Origin of the sequence: Novosphingobium sp. KACC 22771, from assembly GCF_028736195.1 — a bacterium.
Classification (GTDB): Bacteria; Pseudomonadota; Alphaproteobacteria; order Sphingomonadales; family Sphingomonadaceae; genus Novosphingobium.
Window position 1 is genome coordinate 2,992,684 of sequence record NZ_CP117881.1, and the last position, 18,659, is coordinate 3,011,342.

Consider the following 18,659-nt stretch of genomic DNA (forward strand, 5'->3'; position numbering starts at 1 on the left):
CCCTTTTATCCTTATGCCACCGCCGAATGGTTGCGCGATTGCGCCCCGGCCAGACGCGACATCAGCTTGAGATCGCTTTCCGACAGGCCCAGCGCAGCCTCGGCCCACAGATCGACGATGTCGTTCAATTCGGCCAGTTCAAGCGGGGCGGCACGCCGGATCGCCTTTTGCGCCGCGACCAGACCGCCATGGCGGCGCTGATTCTTGGCGATGAAATCCTGCACAAAGGCCACGCCCTCGCCCTTTTCGGCCAGATGCGTCACCACGCCCAGATCATACATCTCCTGCGCACTGTAGGTGCGGTTGGACAGGATGATGCGCTGCGCCGCCGCCGTGCCCAGCTTGCGCGACAGGATCGCATGGGCGCCCATGCCGGGAAACAGGCCGAACATCACCTCTGGCAGGCCAAAACTCGCGCCTTTTTCCGCCACCAGATAGTCAAACGAAAGCACCGCCTCGAAACCGCCGCCCAGCGCCTGCCCCTGAACCAGCCCGATTGTGACAATAGGCAGATCCAGCGCGCGCCGGTTGCGGTCGAGAATCGCCACGCAGCGATGGCCATAGGCCGCCAGCCCCGCGCGGTCCTGCGCCCGGATCAGGCTCTGAAACAGTTCCAGATCGCCGCCAAAGCCGAATACGCCCGGCGTCCGGCTGCCCAGCACCAGATAGCGCAGCGGGATCTTGTCCGGCCCGAAATTGGCGGCAATCAGATCCTGCCAGTTTTCGAAATCGCGCAGCAGCGTCGGGGTAAAGCTGGGCCGCCCGTTGGGGCGCATAAAGGTCCAGATCGCGCCGGCGGCATCGTCATAGAGCACATCGAGCTGTTCAAGATCGGTCAGCGCCTCGGGAACAGCCAGCCGGTTCAGGGCTGCCTGGGCCGGATCTTCCTGCGTAAAGAAGATGCCATGATTGCCGCCCCCGTCCCCATAGGGAGGCAAATTTCCCATTTCACCGGTGATCCGGTTCATCTCGTCACGACCCTTTCCGATTACGGAAGATGACGCGCGATTGCGTCATTCCCGCTCTCCAGTAACGGGCAAAGTTTACGCATGCTAAGCCACGGATTGCAAAGTGTTTTTACGCACAATTGTCTCAAAATGAGACATTTTTTCGGGCCGTTTGTTACAGGGATCGCAAAGCGTATCAGGCTATTCCCAGATGGACAAGCGACCTGTCGAGCATCAGCAACTGCCAAAGCAGGCGGGAATGGTCAGAAAGCCCGGAAATATGCGCTTCTGCGATTTCATGAAGGTTAATGGGATTTAACCACCCCAACCGCCCCAGCGCTCCGCCGCCATCTTTGGCCTGCGCGGCGATTTTTCGCGCCTCGCCCGCCAAAGGCCCGCGCAGCCATTGCGCGATGGGGGTGACGAATCCCTGCTTGGGTCGAAACAGGATGTCATCGGGCAGATAGCGCCGCATCGAATCCTTGAGCAGCCATTTGCCCTGCCCGCCCCTGACGCGCATCGCCTCGGGCAGAGAAGCCGCAAATTCGATCAGCCGGTGGTCCAACAAAGGCTCGCGCGCCTCCAGGCTGACCGCCATGCTGGCCCGGTCCACCTTGGTCAGGATGTCGCCCGGCAGCCAGAATTTGAGATCGGCATATTGCGCCCGGTCCAGCCCGGAGCGCGCAGGCGCGCGGACCATGCAGTCCAGAAACGCCTGTTCCGCCCGGTAATCGCCGCGCAGCCGCCGATATTCGTCGGTATAGAGCCGGTCGCGCAGCGTAGGCCCCGTCACGCTGATCGCGTCGGTATAGGCCTCCTCGCTGGACCGCGCGAGGTTGAGCAGCGTGGTTTTCGCCCGCAAAGGCCGCGGCGCCCAATCGGCCTTGGGATAATAGCGCCCCAGCGTGCCGAACACGCCCTGACGCAGCCCGGCCGGGAGCATGCCTCTCACCCGGTCCTCGCCATGCTGAAACACATGGCGGCGGTATCCGGCAAAGGCCTCGTCCGCCCCATCGCCCGAGAGCGCCACCGTCACCGTCTCGCGCGCCAACTGGCATACGCGCCAGGTCGGCAGGGCGCTGGCATCGGCAAAGGGTTCGTCGAACATCGCGGTCAGATGATCGACCGCCTCGAAGTCATTGGGCGAAACGATGCGGCTTTGATGATCGGTGCCGAATTGCTCGGCAATCCGCCGCGCATAATCGCTTTCGTCCAGGGCTTTGACGTCGAACCCGATCGAGCAGGTCTTGACCGGCGCATGGCTCGCCTCGGCCATCAGGGCGACCACCGAGGAGGAATCGACCCCGCCCGACAGAAACGCACCCAAAGGCACATCGGCCACCATCCGGCTGGTCACGGCATCGCGCATCAGATGGATGAGTTCGGCCGACAGGTCCGCAGCGCTGCCCTTGCGCCGCTCGGCAAAGCTGACATCCCACCATTCGCGCGGGGTTGGCTTGGGCGCGCCATGCTTCAGGATCATCAGATGGCCTGCGGGCAATTTCTCCACGCCCCTCAGCATCGAGCGATGATCGGGCACATAGCCCCAGGTCAGGTAATCCTCGACCGCCAGAGGGTCGATCTCGCGCCGCAGGCCGGGGTGTGCCATCAGCGCCTTCAGTTCCGAGCCAAAAATCAAACTGCCATCCGACAATTCGGCCAGAAACAGCGGTTTGACCCCCAGCCGGTCGCGCACCAGCAGCAGCGAGCGCGCATCCAGATCATAGATCGCAAAGGCAAACATGCCCGACAAGCGCGACACGCAATCCGCGCCCCAGCGCTGAAAGGCGGCCAGGATTACCTCGCTGTCGCCATCGGTATGAAACACCGCCCCCTGCGCCGCCAGTTCGGCGCGGAGTTCACGGTAATTGTAGATCTCGCCGTTGAACAGCAGCATCGCCCGGCCATCGGTGGAGGCCATCGGCTGGGGCGAACCGGCAATATCGATGATCGAGAGGCGGCGATGCCCCATGCCGATGCCCGGCGCGGTCCACACGCCAAAGCCATCGGGCCCGCGATGGGCAATGGCATCGCACATCCGCTCGACCCGCGCCGGATCAACCGGCTTGGGGGTCTCAAGGTGAAAGATTCCGGCAAAACCACACATATGAGAACCCCTTACAAACCCTTGGCCGCTGCGTCCATCCAGCCGCCGATCGGCCCCGCGCTGGCCCGAAACGCGGCCAGCGAATCGGCCGCGTGAAACGCCCCGCCCTCCTCGGCCGAGAGGATCAGCAGCATTGTCGCGCGGCGACGCAGCAACAGGCGGTCGATGATATTGGCCAGTTTCAGCCGCGCATTGCTGCCCGTCACCAGATCGCCGGTCTTATAGCTGGTCTGGGCCAACCTCTCGGTCGGCCCGCCCGCCAGCAGACGGTCGCTGTGGGCATCGGGCGCGTCCGGCCCCGGCGCCTGCCATGACCAGCCGCTGTCGGGGGGCAAGGCCCCCTCGCCAAAACCGCCCGCCTTCTTGCCCGGCCCCTGCGAGGCGTAGAGAGCAAAGAACACGTCCACCTCATGCCCCTGCGCATCGGCATAGCGGCCCAGCAGGCGATGATCGGCCCCGCCCGCGCGCGGCTCCCACGCATGGCGCGGGGCATAATCGACCCGGTGCCACCCGGCCACTTCGGGCAGGGCAATGCGCGCAGGCATCGGCGCGGCCAAACGATCCGCCGCCATCACCCAGCCTTGCGCGGCCATCACCATCGCCGCCAGCGCGCCAAAGCACGCCCCCGCCGAAATCCCGCGCGTATCGGGCAGGCGCAGCGCCATCACCGCGCCCGCATCCAGCATCGGCGCCCCCGCCGCCCGGTCGAAAAACCGCCAGCCCACCGCAATCACCGCCGCAATCACGGCGGCAAAGAAGAACCAGCCATAGATGATATGATCGACCCCGCCCGCCACCGCCGCGCCGTAAAACTGGGCGACATAGACCGTGCCCCACGCCCGCACGCCATTGGCAAGGATCGGCGCGGCAATGCACAGCGCCATAAAGGCGGCACGCCGCCCCCATGAAACAAAGCACACATGCGCCGCCAGCGCGCCAAAGGCGATCATCGCGACAAGGAATTTGACGCCCGAACAGGCCTCGGCTACCTCGAACAGACCCGCAGGCGTGGCGATGAACACGCCGTCGATCTGCGCCGGAATGCCGCTGATATGGACCAACGCGATGGTGATCTTGGCAGTGATCGTCTGGAGCAGCGGAATGGCTTCATCGCCAAAGGGCACCAGAAAGCCCATATAGGCCAGCGGAAACAACAGACCCAGTGCCGCCCGCAGCCCCAGCACCAAAGGCACCGCCGCGATCAGCATCGCCACCGCCGCGATCTGGGTGATCTGCGCCACGCTGGCCAATGCGCCCAGCGCCCAGAGCAGCAGCGCAGCCCCCATCAGCCCCAGCCCGCCCCGCCACAGGCCGACGGGCAAGGCAAAGAGTTCAGGCAGCCTTTGCGCCACCAGCCAGCCCAGAATGGCCGGAACCATCAGAATGTGATTATAGGTGGAGGAATCCCACCATTGGTGCCCCATCGCCGCCCAATCGCGCCAGAACACCGCGATCAGTCCCGCCCAGACGAACCCCAGCCGCGCCAGGCCCGCGCGCCATGCCTGATCCACCGCCCATCCCGGACGGCTGATGTCAGACAGGCTCAGGCTCACGCCGCATCGCGCCACTTGCGCGGCGGCGCCGAGAGCATTTCGGTCAGGGGCGCCAGCGTGCTTTGCCAACTGGCCCGTTCGACCACAAGGCGGCGCGCATCGATCCCCATCGCCTTGCCCGCATGGGGGCGGTCGGCCAGATCATTGACCAGCGCGATCAGCGCCTCATCGCTGTCGGCCACGGCAAAATGATGCCCGGCCACCGCATTAATGCCATTGGCCGCCGCCGACGTCAGCACCACCGGCAATTCCATCGCCATGGCCTCCAGCACCTTGTTTTGCACCCCGCGCGCAATGTCGAGCGGGACCAGCGCCATATCGGCCGCCTTGAGCCACGGGCGAATGTCATCGACCCGGCCCCACACATGGACGCCCGCAACGCTGCCCAATGCCTTGACCGCCTCGGTGGGATTGCGGCCCACGATATGGAAGCTGGCATCGCCATGGCGCTGGCGCACCTGCGGCAGGATATGGCGCGCCACGCGGATCACAGCGGCCACATTGGGCTGATAATCCATCTGGCCGGTGAAGATCAGGCGCGGCCCCGGCATGGCCGCCATTTCACATTGCGGACCGACCTGTAACGGATCGAAAAATTCCGAATCGATGCCATTGCCCAACACCTCGATCCGCGCCTGACGCGCCACAGGCCCCAGCCTTTGCTCGAACAGGTCTGCCTCGGCCCGGCTGATCAGCAGGTTGTAATCGGCGCGCAGGGCAAGGCGCGCCTCCTCGGCGGCCAGCAGGCGCCCCTCGCGGCCATGGACCCAGCCCATCGGCCCGCGCGATTTTTCGGCATAGGCGTCGAATTTGGCCGAATCGACATCGACGAAATCCATGATGACCCGGCCCGTGAAATCATCGGGCACATACTGGCCCATCTGGCTCGAAAAGACATAGATCGTGCCGATCCGCCCGCTGGACAGCATGTCGCGAACATAGCGCGCCATGCTCTCGTCGCGAAAGGCGGTCAGGCTGATAGGCTTGCCCTGTTTGAGCGCCTGAAACCCGGCCAGCACCAGCGGCTTTGACCGGCGCACCAGACGGTAGGAGTGGGAGAGCGAGGCCAGTTCGACCTCTTCGGCCAGATCGGCATGATCGTCGGCAAAACAGCCCACATGCACCGGCGCCATCCGCGCCAGACGGCGCAGGATGTGATGCGAACGGATCTTGTCGCCCCGGTTGGGGGGAAAGGGAATCCGGTGCGAGAGAAAGAGGATTTCCGTGCTCATCCCAGCCCCCTATCCCAGCCCACGGGCGATCCACGGCCCGATCAGATTGGCCACCGGCAAGGGCAGCTTCTTCCACAGGTCGATCCGGCGCGAATGGGCCGCGCTGGTGGGATCGGCATCGCGTTTGGGCGCGCCGGGCGCGGTCCATACGCCATAGGACAGCGGCTGCGGATCAAAGCCCCAGTTGCGCTTGAAATCATAGGCGCCGCTGTTCGTCTTGCTGCGCCCGAAATCGAAATGGGTGCATCCCCGGCGACGGGCATGCAGCATCAGTTCGTAATACATCCGGTCATTGGCGCGCAGCCGCCGCGCATCCCATGTGCCGCCGCCCCAATAGGGCATGACCGCGCCCGCGTGATAGACCGACAGCACGCTGGCCACCGGGGCGCCTGCGTGGCGGATGGTCAGGATATCGGCATCATCGCCAAACCCGTCGAGCACCGCATCAAACAGCGCGCGCGGGAAAACCGGCGTGCCCAGATTGCGCACGCTTTGCGCATAGACGGCGTAATGGGCGGCGCGGTCCGCCGGGCCGGTGCCGGTTTCCACGCTCAGATCGCCGGCAAGGCTCTTGCGCACCTCGGCGCGCTGTTTGCGCGGGATGGCGGTCAATTCGGCCTCGTCGCTGGCGGCCAGCGGGCGGATGAAGCCGCAATGGCTTTCGCGCTTGATGGTCCAGCCTTCGCGGGCCTCGGGCAACGGGCCGCCGCGCAATTCAACACTGGGGCTGGATTGGCGCAGCGCCAGTTCCTCGACCGCCGCGAACAGAGGCGCAGGATCGACATCGGGCGCGACCAGCACGCCGCCGCCAACGGCAAAACCGCTCGACGCCAAGACCCGGCCAAAGATCGGCGAATGCACCTGCGTCAGCGGCAGATAGCCCTCGACCACGCCGCAGCGGGTCAGCACCAGCGCCAGCGCATCATTGCCCGTGCCCCGCGCCACCGCGCGCAGCCAGACAGGGCGGTGGAAAGGCGTCGCCTCGGGATGAGCGGCGACAAAAGCCTCAATGGAACGCGCCACATCCGGGTCGCCCAGATCGGCCAGCCCCACGCGCAGATCCATATCGAGGCGAAAAGGTGCGTTCACCGCTTGAACTCCACCAAGCGTAAAGCCTCGGTTGCCGCCACGTTATCCATACGCCCCCACGCGAATTCCTTAAGCATTCGCCGCAGCTTAATCTCCATCCCGTCAATATTTGTATAATGACGAAGGCGGCTTTTCAGCGGAGCATTGGCAACACGAGGTTGCTGCGTATCGACTTCCCACGGGTGGAAGTAGAAGATGATCGGGCGTTCATCCTGCCGGTTGACGCGGCGCATCGCCCATTGGCTGAAGGCATAGGGCAGCACGCGGAAGAAACCGCCGCCGCCCGCCGCCATGCGCCGCCCCATCGCCTCGACGGTCGTGACGGGGATTTCGATCAGATCGGCCCCCGCCACCGGACGAAAGGCAAAACGCGGGGCCTCGCGCCAGCCGTAATGGTCATGGGCGATGGGGGCCACGCTGCTGGAATAGAGATAGCCCTGTTCCCCAAGGATTTCATGCGCCCATGGGGTGCGGGTGTCGATGGAGAAGCTGGGCGCGCGATAGCCGATGACGCGCGCGCCGCCTGCATCCTCCAGCGCCTTGCGCGCATCGCCAATGTCGCGGGCAAAACCGGCGGCATCCATCGTGAAAACGCGGGCGTGGGCCCAGCCATGGCTGGCCAGTTCATGCCCCTGCTCCACAATCCGCCGCATCAGCGCCGGGTGGCGCACGGCCACCCAGCCCAGGGTGAAGAACGTGGCCTTCACCCCCAGATCCGCGCACATATCGAGCAGGCGGTTGGTGTTGACATCAACCCGGCAGGCCAGACTGTCCCAATCGGCCGGGCCGATCACCTTTTCAAAGGCGCCGACCTGGAACCAATCCTCGACATCGACCGAAAAGCCGTTGAGCAGGCCGGTCGTGGCAGGCCCCTTTGCCAGCGGCATCTCGGCTACCATATGTCTGTTCCTCCCGATGACAGGATCAGGCCGCGACGCGCTGGGCCTCGTCGCGCTCGATCCATTCGATCAGCATGGTCAACGTGTGGCGGATCGTGCGGTCCTGCTCGATCAACCGGCTTTCCAGCTTGGCCAGACGCTCCTGCATCACCTCGATGGCGGCCTTGTGGGCGGCGTCCGCGCCTTCAAGGCCCGATGTGTCGCCCTGATTGGCCAGTTCGATCACGGCCTGCTGCAATTCGGCGATCTGGCCGTCGCGCTGGGCCAGGGCGGCCTGAAGCTGGGTCAGCCCTTCGGCGGCGAATTGGGCCGGGATGGCGGACGCGGCGGGCGTTGTGGGCAGCGTCAGCCCCTGCGCGGCGGCCGTGGCGGGGGTGGGCTGGCTGGGCGCGGGGGCGATCTGCAAACCGCCGTCCGCCGTCAGTTCGGCCAACACCTGCGCCAGCATCACGCCGTCGATATGCTGGCGCTGTTCCACCGCGCCAAGGATCAGCAGGCGGTTGACGATCTGGTTGATCCGGCGCGGAACGCCGCCCGTTGCGGTGTAAAGCTCGTCAAACACGCGCGCGTCAAAGGTCGGATTGCCGTTCCACCCCACCAGTCGCAGCCGGTGCATGATGTAAGGCTCCATTTCGCCCGGCTCCATCGCGTCGAGGTGATGGGCCGCAATCACGCGCTGGCGCAATTGTTCAAGGCCGGGGTGGCCCTGCAGGCTGTCGCGAAATTCGGGCTGGCCCAGCAGCAGGATCTGGAGCAGCGGATGGCTGCCCAACTGGAAGTTCGAGAGCATGCGCAATTCTTCGAGCGCGCCCAGCGCAAGGTTCTGTGATTCGTCCACCACCAGCAGGCAGCGGCGCCCCGCACGCGCCTCGTCATGCAGGAACTTCTCGATCGCGCCCAATGCGCTCGCCTTGTCCTGCCCCGGCACGCTCAACCCGAAGGCCTGCGCCACGACATGGACCAGCTCGCCGCTGTCCAACCGGCTGGTGACGATCTGGGCCGCGGTCAGGCGGTTGCGGTCGATGGTGGCCATCAGATGGGCCACCAGCGTCGATTTGCCCGCGCCCACCTCGCCGGTGATGACGATGAAGCCTTCGCCCTGCGCCAAGCCATAGCCCAGATAGGACAAAGCCTTGCGATGGGTCAGGCTCTCGAAATAAAACGCCGGGTCCGGGGTGAGCTGAAAGGGACGCCCGGTGAAACCATAGAAATTATCGAACATTCTTGCTCTCCCCAATGGGATCAGAAGGTGTAACGCATACCAAGCGCGGCTGCGGTGCTCCACAGGTCATCGGCCTTTTCGCGGGTGATCCCGTCCATGGCCAAGGATGCGGTCGCCGTCAGATGGCGCGATACGTAATACTGATAAAGGCCCACAGCGCGAATGGCGTTGATATCGCCCTGCGCGGTGTTGAGCCCGCTGACATATTTATACCCGTCGAGCGTCGCGCCAAAGGTCGAACGCGGCGTCACGTGATAGCCAAGATAGGTCGAGACCCAATAATACTGGTCCACCTTGCCGTTGATGTTGGCCAGAATGGTGTTGGGCGCGGTGATGTACTGGCGGCGCTCATAGCCAAAGCCGATACCGCCGCGCAGGCGGCTGTGGTCAAACGAATAACCGGCCGAGAAGCCATTGCCGCGATAGACCGTGGAATTGACCGAACCGATCGACCCGGCAAGGCAATTGCCCGAGGTGGCCGCCGCAACGCAGCTCGACAGATTGCCGGTGATCGCGTCGCGCACGGTGGAAAACTGGGTGGGCAGGTTGAAGAGCGAGTTGGTGAGCGCCCCGCCAAAGCCCGTCACGCCCTGATAGACCACCAGATTGAAACTGGAATGATCGTCGGGCTGATAATTGATGAAGCCATAGCCGCCCAGACGCCCGTAACGCTCGCCGACATGGAATTCCATATTGGTGCGGCGGCTGGGGCGCCAGACAACGCCCGCGTCCCAGATCAGGCCCTCGGTATCAAAGGCGATCTGGCGGCCTTGCGAATAGTCGGTGACATAGCGGCCATTGGCATCGACCACCACATTGCCCGCGCTGTCGAATTTGGCGTTGCGCGCCGAAACCCGCACATGTTCATAGCCCGCGCCGCCCACCAGCGAGACGTCATCGGCCACGGGGATGGTGATCGAGGCGCGCGCATGCTTGTCGCTGACCCGCTGGGTCAGGTTCGAGACGTCTTCCTGATAGACGCCCGCATCCACGCCAAGGCCAACGGGAAGCCCCTCGCCCGGACGGTTGCCGATGGCAAAGCGGCCTTCCTGCACGGTGGAATGATCCAGCCGGTCAACGCCCGCCGAAACGCCATTGGCCGAGACATTGCCCTGCGAATTGAGCGCGGTGTAACCGGCATGATAATGCGCGGTCACGGCCACATCGCCCTTTTGCGTGGCCAGCGTGGGACCAGCATAGACCGAGTAAACCTGGGTCAGCGAATCAGCCCCCACCGCGTTCGAGCCAAAGGCCGCGCCGGTTTCCGTCACGTAGGTGCGGTTGGCAAAACCGCCGTAATCAATGCGCAGCGCATTGGGCACGATCGATGAGGACATGCGCGCAATGCCCGTCACGCCATCGGTGTTGCTCTTGCGGTTCCAGGTAAAGCGGCGCTCGTAACGGGCGGAAATAACGCCCTGATTGTTGCGCCCGTTGATCGTGGCATCCGCGCCCGCCGCCAGCGTCGAATAGGTGACGACATCGTCATTATAGGCCAGCGCCTGACGCGAGCCCAGATTGGCCTGCACCACCTGTGCCGCCTCGATATAGGGGCGTATCGCCAGACGGCGCTTGTCCACCGTGCCCTGATCGAACACGCCAAGGCGGCGCGGCTTCATCGTGGTCTTGCCGCGGGTCGAATTGTAATCATCGTCCGAATAGGCCGCCGCGGCCAGATCGCCGCTGCTGTAGGCCGCGCCGTAATAGCGGCCCGCGCGGTCGGCAGGCGTTTCGCGGCGGTTGGTGCTGCTGTTGCGCACGCCATCGGCCTGCGTATAGGTCACGTCATTGTCATAGGAAAAAGGCGTATAGGGGTTGGCCCCGATGGCCTCGTCCTGTCGGATCACCGCCTGCGCGCCATTGTCGCGGCCGGTATCGACGGTCTGGATCGTGTTGTCGGCAAGATTGGGGGCGATGGCCTGCATCGCCGCTTCATTCAGACCCTGTGTCTGAGCGGCGGTCTGGCGCGGTTGCGCGGCGGCGGCCAGCGGAAGCCCCGCCAAAACCGCACCCAGCGCCAGAACAGAAATACGATGAGGCATCGCCCGCATGATCTTTACCCGCGATAGTTGTGATAGGTGCCGAAGCGACGGCCGCTGGGGCTGAACTGCACCCCGTTGAGCAGCGCCTGCACATTGGGACAGCCCGCCGAGAGCAGCCCTGCGGCATCCTGCACCGCGCTGCCCGAGGTCTTTTCGGCCTTGACCACCAGCACGGCCTGAGCCGACAGCTTGGCGACCTCGACCGCAAGGGCGGCGGCCAGCACCGGCGGCGTGTCAAACACGACCACGCGGTTGGGATGGCCTTCGACCAGACGCGCCAGCACCGAGCGCGCCCGCGCCGAGGCCAGATATTCGGAATCCGAAGCAGTCGGGCGCCCGCCCGGCAGCACCGAAAGCCCGCCCAGATCGGTCTTGATCACCAGATCGCGCACATCGATGCGCGGATCGGCAATCGCATCGACCAGCCCCGGACCACCGGGCAGCCCCAGCGTGGAGAGCACCGAGGAACGCGCCATGTCGAGATCGACCAGCACGACTTCGCTGTCCTTTTCCGCCGCGATCGACATGGCAAGGTTGATCGCCACAAAGGTCTTGCCTTCCTCGGGCAGGGCCGAGGTGATGAGGATCGCCTGCGCCTCGACGCCGGCGCCCTGACGGCGCAGGTCCTCGACCTGTTCGAGCAACTGGCGCTTGACGAGGCGGAATTCCTCGACCTGCGCATTGGCTGCGCCGCCCGGCACCGCGAAACCTTCGAGCGCGAGGCGCTGATGGTTGATGCGATGAAAGGCTTGCGCCGGAGCAGCGGGCGCATAGGCAGGCTGCTGGGGCGCAAATTGCTGGGTGTGCTCGCCATATTGCGGCGGCGGGGCAACCGGAGCCACGATGGGGGCCGGGGCATAAGCCTGGGGGTTCACCGGGGCCTGCGGGGCCAAAGGTGCCTGCGGGGCGATCGGCGCTTGCGGGTTGACCGGCGCATAGGCCTGCGGCTGGGCGGCGGCCCCCTGCGGCGCCTGCGGCGTCAGCGAGGGGGGCAGCAGATCGGCCGGGCCCGAGGGCGGCACGAACTGGCCGCGGTCGAAGGCCTGCATCGCGCGCTGGATCAGCGAGCTGTGCGATTCCTCGGGCTTTTGCGGAAAGTCCTGATTCTTGAGAGGTTCGTTCATGTCATCCTCCTCAGGCGATCGTGCCGCGCTGGATGAATTCCATCGCCAGCAGCAGGGCAAACACGCCGCCCAGAGCCGCCGATGCGGCGTAGAAGTTGCGGGTGCGGCGTGCCTTGCTGGCCGCGCCTTCGGCGGTCAGCGTCTGGGAAATGGCGCCCAGCACCGGCAGCCCCGTCGAACGCTCCAGCTTGCTCGTGGTCGAAAAGCTCGACTGAAGCTCACCGGCGGCGAAAGCCACGCCGATCCCGGCCACGATGCCGCCCGCCAGGACGATCAGCAGCAGCAGCGGACGGTTGGGCGCGGTGGGCGCGCGGGGCAAAACCGGCGGATCGAGCACGTCGATCTTGGCCGTGCCGCGGGCCGAGACGACCTGACCCTTGAGACGCAGGTTTTCGCGGTCGGTCAGCATCTTGTCATACTGGCTCTTCAGCACGTCATAGTCGCGGCTGATGTTCTGCGCTTCCTGCATCAGTTCGGGGTTGGTGAACTGCTGCGAGGTGATCTGGGCGATCTCGCCCTCGGCGGCGGCGCGGCGGGCCTGCAGCGATTGCAGATTGGCCTGCCGCTCGGCGCGGATCGATTCGAGCGAGCTGTAGGCCGGATTCGGCGTGCCGGAAGCGACGCCCGAATTGCCGTCGGCCTTGATCTGCTGGCGCAGCGAGACGATCTGGTTGCGCGCGGTGATCACGTCGGGATGGTTTTCCGTCAGGCCGCGAGCGCGCATCATCGCCAGATCCGATTGAACCTGCGCCAGTTGACCACGCAGGCCGCCGGTCGGGCCGGCAACGGCAACAGTCTGGGGCGTGCTGGCGACCTGGGCCTGAATAGCGGCCAGCGAGCTTTGCGCAGCGGCAATGTCGGCGTCGAGGCCACGGATCGAGGCGCGGCTCTGTTCCAGACGCTGGATCAGCGAAACGCCGCCCTGCGCCAGTTCGGGATGCTGCGATTCAAAGGCCAGCCGGCGCTGTTCGGCAGCCTGAAGCTCGCCCTGACGGTTGGCCAGCTGCTGGTCGAGGAACTGAAGCGTCTGCTTCATTTCGCCCTGACCGCCGTTCTGGTTTTCCTCGCGGAAAATGTCGATCAGCTTCTGGACGACATCGCGCGACAGGCGGGCGTTTTCGCCATCGGAATAGCGCATCGAGGCCGAACGCGCTGTGATCGTGAACAGATTGTCCTGATCGGCGTTGATCTTGATCGCCTTGCCAAGGCCCGCCACGGCGCCGTCCATCTGCTTGCGCGTGGTGATGTTCTCGCCCAGACGGGTCGAGCGGATCACGCGCTCCAGATTGAGCGTGCCGGTCAGCGAATCGCGCACCTTGTCGATGGCGGCCTTGCGGTCGGTGTCGTTGATGCCGACCTGCGCGGCCAGCGGATCGTAGAGCTGGACAAAGATGCGCGCGCGCGATTCATAGGTGTTGGGCACCATCGAAACGCCCAGCCAGCCCAGCACGCACACCACCCACGCCACAGCGAGCGCGAGCCAGCGGCGTTGCCAGATGCTGTGCAACGTTGCCCGGAAATCTTCCAGAAGCGTATTCATCGGATGGCCCCCTGCTTAGAAGATGCTTTCGGGGATGATGATCACATCGCCCGGCATCAGCATCACGTTGGCCTTGGAGTCGCCCTTCTTGAAAAGGTCGCCAAGGCGCAGCGAAAATTCCTTTTGCTTGCCGGTGGCCTTGTCGAAGCGAACCAGCTTCGAACGGTTGCCGGCGGCAAATTCATTCATGCCGCCCACCGCAATCATCGCGTCCAGAATGGTCATGTTGGCGCGATAGGGGATCGAGGCGGGGCGCCCTGTGGCGCCGACGATGCGGATCTGTTCGGAAAAGGTGCCCGCAAAGCGGTTGACGATCACCGAGACCAGCGGATCCTGAATATACTGGCTCAGCTGAAGCTGGATGTCCTGGGCCAGCATGCTGGGCGTCTTGCCCGTGGCGGGCAGGTCGGCGATCAGCGGCGTGGTGATGCGGCCATCGGGGCGGACCTGGACGCGCGCGCCCAGTTCAGGATTGCGCCAGACGAACACGGTCAGTTCATCCATCGGCCCGATCACGTAATCCTCGCCCGGCCCTTCCTGAAGCGCGACAAAGTTGGCGGAGGGCAAACGCGGGGCGGTTCTAGCGTCGGCGCAGCCCGCCATGGCGACGCTGGCCAGCGCAGCTCCGCCAAGCAGCGTTGCAAAACTCTTGCTCGACATGGTCCTTTTCCTCGACGGCGCCGTCCGGTTGGCCAACAGGAAGCATTCCTGATGGAAGGTACGGCATTTCAAGGTGGGGTATGGGCAAGAAGGGTAAAGATCCGGTTAGCCATTGAGGCACTCAACCGGCCGAAACGGGCCTTTTTGGATGGCGGTCCCAGATAGGGACAATTGCCGGAAACTTCTTAACAGCCGCGATTCTTGCGGCGTCTTGGCGCGTCTTGCGCAAAACTTGGCCCGCACCCACGCGGGCCAAGTAAAGCCGTATTGGTAAAAGCAAATCCGCCAAATCTAGGCAAAATGCCTTATATCAGCATCTCGCGTGCCGGACCTTGCCCCAAAAAGGACGAGGGGCTGGCGCTGGCCCCATAGGCGCCCGCGCAAAACACCGCGACCAGATCGCCCACATCGGCCCGAGGGAAGCCCGCCTTGTCGGCCAGCCGGTCAAGCGGGGTGCAAAGACAGCCCACGATGCTGGCCTCCTCAACCGATTCGGCGCCGAATTTCGTGGCAATGGCAACGGGATAGTTGCGCCGCACCACCGTTCCGAAATTGCCGCTGGCGGCCAGTTGGTGATGCAATCCGCCATCCGTCACCAGATAGACTTCGCCATGGCTGATCTTGCGATCGACAATACGGGTCAAGTAAACCCCCGCCTCGCCCACCAGATAACGGCCCAGTTCGATGCAGAATTGCGTTTCGGCAAGAACGTCAGGCATCTGTTCAAATTCGCGCGCCAGCGCCTCGCCCACGCGCCCCGCATCGACGGGCGTGTCGCCGGGGAAATAGGGAATGCCAAGCCCGCCGCCCAGATTGCAATGCGGCAGGCCTACGCCCGCCTCTTCGGCCAGCCGGGCGGCCAGTTTGATGGTTTGCGCCTGCGTTTCGATGATCGCATCGGTATAGAGCGATTGCGACCCGGCGAAGATGTGAAAACCGCGCCATTCCGCCCCCGCGCCCACGATTCGCCGCGCCAGTTCGGGCACACGCTCGGCATCCACGCCAAAGGGCTTGGCACCGCCGCCCATTTTCATGCCCGATCCCGCAAGGCCGAAATCAGGGTTAACCCGTATCGCCAAGCGCGGGGTTTTACCGATTCGCTCGGCGATCTTGAGCGCGCGCTCGGCCTCGCCCTCGGATTCGAGGTTCAGCGTCACGCCGCGCATAATCGCAGCCTGCAATTCCATGTCGCGCTTGCCCGGCCCGGCAAAGCTGATGCGCGAGGGGTCCAGCCCCGCCTCCAGCGCCATGCCCAACTCGCCCCTGCTGGCAATGTCAAACCCGTCCACCAATCCGCCCATCAGCCGAAGCAAGGGCGCAAAGGGATTGGCCTTCATCGCATAATGGATGGCCAGCCGGTCGGGCATCGCCGCGCGCAGATCCGCCACGCGCGCGCGCAGCATGGCGCCCGAATAGACAAACAGCGGCGTTGCCCCCCCGCTCTGCGCGATCAGTTCGGTGACCTTGGCCCCGTCAATCGTCAAAACCCCGTCACGCCCGGCAAAACCCGCCGGAATCGGCCCCAACGGCTTCATGCATCACGCTCCCGCGAGGTGGCCTGATCGACGGCAATCTTCCATTCCAGCATTTCCTGATACAATCCTGTGCGGTCCAATTTGCCATTGGGGCTGATGGGCATGGCCTCCTTCCAGTGGATCACCGAAGGCTGCATGAAATTGGGCAGATCGGCTTTGAGCCGCTGCGGCAGAGCCTCGCGCGCCTGATCGGCGCCGGGCGCGGCGCGCACCACCAGATGCACCGCCTGCCCCAAGCGCTCGTCGGGCAGGCCCAGCGCCACCGCCTCGGCCGCCAATCCGGTGGCGATCGCCGCGTCCTCAATCTCCTGCGGGCTGATGCGGTTGCCCGCGGTCTTGATCATCGCATCGCGCCGCCCGACGAAATAGAGCAGGCCCGCGCCATCGCGCCGCACCCGGTCGCCGCTCCACACCGCCATGCCGCCATAGACGGACCCCTGCGGCGCGGGCTTGTACCGCTCGGCGGTGCGCGCCGCATCCTGCCAATAGCCCTTGGCCACCAGCGGGCCGCAATGGACCAACTCGCCTTCCTCATCATCGCCCGCGATGGCGCCGTCGTCATTGACGACCAGAATCTCTGCATGGGGAATCGCCCGCCCCATGCTGGTGGGATGCGTGTCGATCAGCGCGGGGTCGAGGAAGGTCGAACGAAACGCCTCGGTCAGGCCATACATCGCAAACAGGCGCGCATCGGGAAAGATCGCCCGCAGCCGATGCACCAGATCGACCGTCAACGCCCCGCCGCTGTTGGTCAGCCGCCGCAATTTGGCGGCCACATGCGCGGGCCATTCCAATTCCGTCAATTGCACCCAGAGCGGCGGCACACAGGCCAGCGTGGTCACGCCATGGCGATCAATCGCCTTCACCACATCGCGCGGCATCAGATAATCGAGCGGCACCGCGCTGGCCCCGGCATACCAATGCGAGAGCAATTGGTTCTGGCCATAGTCAAAGCTGAGAGGCAGCACCGCCAGCGCCCGGTCATCGTGGCGCAGATCCAAATAATGCGCCACGCTCTGCGCCCCCAGCCACATATTGGCATGGGACAGCATCACCCCCTTGGGCCGCCCGGTCGAACCGCTGGTATAAAGAATCGCGGCCAGATCATCGGGATCACCCCGCGAAGGCCCCAGCGGATCATGCGCCCGGCTCTCCTCCACCACCTCGCCCTCGGCCATCACCGGGCAAGGCGCATCGCCCGCCTCCAGCGTGGCCAACCGCGCAGGCGTGGCGATCAGCAAGACCGCCCCGCTGTCGGCCAGAATATGCGCCACCTGCGCGCGTTTGAGCAAAGGATTGATCGGCACATGCACCATCCCCGCCCGCGCCGCCGCCAAAGGCATCAGACAGGTCAGCTCGCCCTTGGCCGCCCAGGTGGCGATACGGTCGCCCGGCTGCGCCCGCGACGCCAGCCATGCCGCCATCGCACCGACACGCTCTGTTAAATCCTTGTAGCTAAGAACACCTTCGCGCAGCACGAGCGCAGGCGCCTCATCCCGCCCCCGGATCGCCAGATGGTCCAGCGGCAATGGTGCGGTTTCGAGCGGAATACTGTGCTGTACCATGGATTTTCCCGATTTCGGACAGGCTTGTGACCCGGATCAGCTATCACGCTAACCTTAACGAACTGCAAGGCGATTATGCTTTGAGCGCGCTGCTGCGTGCCCCGGCTGCGCCCGGCCCTTTTGATCGGCTGGAATGGTTTGCCGGCCTTGCCGAACTGGGCGGGGTACGACCGCTGCTGGGCGTGGCGCGGGATGGCGATGCGGTGGCGGTGCTGCCGCTGGCGCATCGCGCCGATGTGTCAAAGTCCGATGAACTGGGACCGCTGGCCAACTGGTATGCCTTTACGGTGCGGCCGCGCGTTTCGGCGGGGGCCGATGGGCTGGGGCTGCTGACGGCGCTGGCGCGGGATTTGCGCAAGGCTACGGGGCGCATCACGCTCTGGCCGGTGCCGGATGAGGATGGCGAGGCCAGCCTGCTGTGCGCCGCCTTTGCCCGCGCGGGGTGGATTGTCGAACGTGCGGCTTGCGACACCAACCACTTTCTGCGCCTCGATGGCCGGTCGTATGCGCAATATCTCGCCGCCCGCCCCGGCCCTTTGCGCACCACGTTAAAGCGCAAGGCCAAGAAGGTTGCGATCACCCTCTTTGACCATTTCAGCGATGCGGCATGGGCCGATTACGAGGCGGTCTATGCGCAAAGCTGGAAACCGGAAGAAGGTTCACCCGCCCTGCTGCGCCGCTTTGCGCAGGAAGAAGGCGCGGCGGGCCGTCTGCGCATGGGCCTGGCCCATGGGGAGATCGAGGGCGTGAACCAGCCTGTGGCCGCGCAAATGTGGACCGTGGAAAACGGCACCGCCTATATCCACAAGCTGGCCTATGTCGAAGCGGCCAAGCCGATCTCGCCGGGCACCAGCCTGTCGGCGGCGCTGTTTGAACGGGTGATTGACGGCGACCATGTGCATACCGTCGATTTCGGCACCGGCGATGATCCCTATAAGCGCGACTGGATGGAACAGCAGCGCCCGCGCTATCGAATCACCGCCTATCACCCGCTGCGCCCCGGTCAGTGGGCGCCAATCGCCAAATCGCTGCTGCGCCGGGTGATGGCGCGATGATTGATCGGCCCGAATAATTTGACGTCGATAATTTGGAAACCAAATGCCGCTATGCAGGCAAAGCTTGAGGCAAACCCATAGGGCGGCTA

14 protein-coding genes are annotated in these 18,659 nt (G+C 64.8%); 1 reads left to right on the top strand and 13 read right to left on the bottom strand.

Features of this window, described 5'->3' with window-relative positions; genetic code table 11:
• Window positions 1-11: 11 nt before the first annotated feature.
• The 13 genes from PQ467_RS13825 to PQ467_RS13885 form a co-directional block, all read right to left on the bottom strand.
• Window positions 12-968, bottom strand: coding sequence for a crotonase/enoyl-CoA hydratase family protein (locus PQ467_RS13825; protein WP_274173957.1), 957 nt, complete (start codon window positions 966-968; stop codon window positions 12-14).
• Between the two features lie 175 nt (window positions 969-1,143).
• Window positions 1,144-3,054 (bottom strand): XrtA/PEP-CTERM system amidotransferase, encoded by a 1,911-nt coding sequence (locus tag PQ467_RS13830; RefSeq protein ID WP_274173958.1) that lies wholly within the window; start codon window positions 3,052-3,054, stop codon window positions 1,144-1,146.
• 11 nt (window positions 3,055-3,065) lie between these two features.
• Window positions 3,066-4,607 carry an exosortase A gene (xrtA, locus tag PQ467_RS13835; protein ID WP_274173959.1) on the bottom strand — a complete coding sequence of 514 codons (1,542 nt, stop codon included), beginning with the start codon at window positions 4,605-4,607 and terminating at the stop codon, window positions 3,066-3,068.
• Window positions 4,604-5,839, bottom strand: coding sequence for a TIGR03087 family PEP-CTERM/XrtA system glycosyltransferase (locus tag PQ467_RS13840; RefSeq protein WP_274173960.1), 1,236 nt, complete (start codon window positions 5,837-5,839; stop codon window positions 4,604-4,606). Before PQ467_RS13840 ends, xrtA begins: the two co-directional genes overlap by 4 nt.
• A 9-nt stretch (window positions 5,840-5,848) precedes the next feature.
• A complete protein-coding gene (locus PQ467_RS13845; protein WP_443192949.1) occupies window positions 5,849-6,928 on the bottom strand; it encodes a FemAB family XrtA/PEP-CTERM system-associated protein in 1,080 nt (359 codons plus the stop codon).
• Window positions 6,925-7,827 carry an XrtA system polysaccharide deacetylase gene (locus PQ467_RS13850; RefSeq protein ID WP_274173961.1) on the bottom strand — a complete coding sequence of 301 codons (903 nt, stop codon included), beginning with the start codon at window positions 7,825-7,827 and terminating at the stop codon, window positions 6,925-6,927. The genes PQ467_RS13845 and PQ467_RS13850 overlap by 4 nt, the downstream gene beginning before the upstream one ends.
• A gap of 25 nt (window positions 7,828-7,852) precedes the next feature.
• Window positions 7,853-9,049, bottom strand: coding sequence for an XrtA/PEP-CTERM system-associated ATPase (locus tag PQ467_RS13855; RefSeq protein WP_274173962.1), 1,197 nt, complete (start codon window positions 9,047-9,049; stop codon window positions 7,853-7,855).
• A gap of 20 nt (window positions 9,050-9,069) precedes the next feature.
• On the bottom strand, window positions 9,070-11,091 hold the full coding sequence (locus PQ467_RS13860; RefSeq protein WP_274173963.1) for a preprotein translocase subunit YajC: 2,022 nt from the start codon (window positions 11,089-11,091) through the stop codon (window positions 9,070-9,072).
• 14 nt (window positions 11,092-11,105) lie between these two features.
• A complete protein-coding gene (locus tag PQ467_RS13865; protein ID WP_274173964.1) occupies window positions 11,106-12,215 on the bottom strand; it encodes an AAA family ATPase in 1,110 nt (369 codons plus the stop codon).
• Window positions 12,216-12,225: 10 nt separating this feature from the next.
• Window positions 12,226-13,755 carry an XrtA system polysaccharide chain length determinant gene (locus PQ467_RS13870; RefSeq protein WP_274173965.1) on the bottom strand — a complete coding sequence of 510 codons (1,530 nt, stop codon included), beginning with the start codon at window positions 13,753-13,755 and terminating at the stop codon, window positions 12,226-12,228.
• Window positions 13,756-13,770: 15 nt separating this feature from the next.
• Window positions 13,771-14,415 (bottom strand): XrtA/PEP-CTERM system exopolysaccharide export protein, encoded by a 645-nt coding sequence (locus PQ467_RS13875; RefSeq protein WP_168602364.1) that lies wholly within the window; start codon window positions 14,413-14,415, stop codon window positions 13,771-13,773.
• Window positions 14,416-14,720: 305 nt separating this feature from the next.
• A complete protein-coding gene (locus PQ467_RS13880; RefSeq protein WP_274173966.1) occupies window positions 14,721-15,950 on the bottom strand; it encodes a pyridoxal-dependent decarboxylase, exosortase A system-associated in 1,230 nt (409 codons plus the stop codon).
• Window positions 15,947-17,515, bottom strand: coding sequence for an acyl-CoA ligase (AMP-forming), exosortase A system-associated (locus tag PQ467_RS13885; protein ID WP_274173967.1), 1,569 nt, complete (start codon window positions 17,513-17,515; stop codon window positions 15,947-15,949). Before PQ467_RS13885 ends, PQ467_RS13880 begins: the two co-directional genes overlap by 4 nt.
• A 26-nt stretch (window positions 17,516-17,541) precedes the next feature.
• Between PQ467_RS13885 and PQ467_RS13890 the strand changes: the two genes are divergently transcribed.
• Window positions 17,542-18,570 carry a GNAT family N-acetyltransferase gene (locus PQ467_RS13890; RefSeq protein ID WP_274173968.1) on the top strand — a complete coding sequence of 343 codons (1,029 nt, stop codon included), beginning with the start codon at window positions 17,542-17,544 and terminating at the stop codon, window positions 18,568-18,570.
• The last annotated feature ends 89 nt before the right edge of the window (window positions 18,571-18,659 follow it).

Excerpts from the sequence above, each read along its gene's own strand:
- PQ467_RS13875 (WP_168602364.1), bottom strand. The coding sequence starts at position 14,415 with ATGTCGAGCAAGAGTTTTGCAACGCTGCTTGGCGGAGCTGCGCTGGCC.
- PQ467_RS13855 (WP_274173962.1), bottom strand. The coding sequence starts at position 9,049 with ATGTTCGATAATTTCTATGGTTTCACCGGGCGTCCCTTTCAGCTCACC.
- PQ467_RS13870 (WP_274173965.1), bottom strand. The coding sequence starts at position 13,755 with ATGAATACGCTTCTGGAAGATTTCCGGGCAACGTTGCACAGCATCTGG.
- PQ467_RS13825 (WP_274173957.1), bottom strand. The coding sequence starts at position 968 with ATGAACCGGATCACCGGTGAAATGGGAAATTTGCCTCCCTATGGGGAC.
- PQ467_RS13850 (WP_274173961.1), bottom strand. The coding sequence starts at position 7,827 with ATGGTAGCCGAGATGCCGCTGGCAAAGGGGCCTGCCACGACCGGCCTG.
- PQ467_RS13885 (WP_274173967.1), bottom strand. The coding sequence starts at position 17,515 with ATGGTACAGCACAGTATTCCGCTCGAAACCGCACCATTGCCGCTGGAC.
- PQ467_RS13840 (WP_274173960.1), bottom strand. The coding sequence starts at position 5,839 with ATGAGCACGGAAATCCTCTTTCTCTCGCACCGGATTCCCTTTCCCCCC.
- PQ467_RS13880 (WP_274173966.1), bottom strand. The coding sequence starts at position 15,950 with ATGAAGCCGTTGGGGCCGATTCCGGCGGGTTTTGCCGGGCGTGACGGG.
- PQ467_RS13865 (WP_274173964.1), bottom strand. The coding sequence starts at position 12,215 with ATGAACGAACCTCTCAAGAATCAGGACTTTCCGCAAAAGCCCGAGGAA.
- PQ467_RS13830 (WP_274173958.1), bottom strand. The coding sequence starts at position 3,054 with ATGTGTGGTTTTGCCGGAATCTTTCACCTTGAGACCCCCAAGCCGGTT.
- PQ467_RS13860 (WP_274173963.1), bottom strand. The coding sequence starts at position 11,091 with ATGCCTCATCGTATTTCTGTTCTGGCGCTGGGTGCGGTTTTGGCGGGG.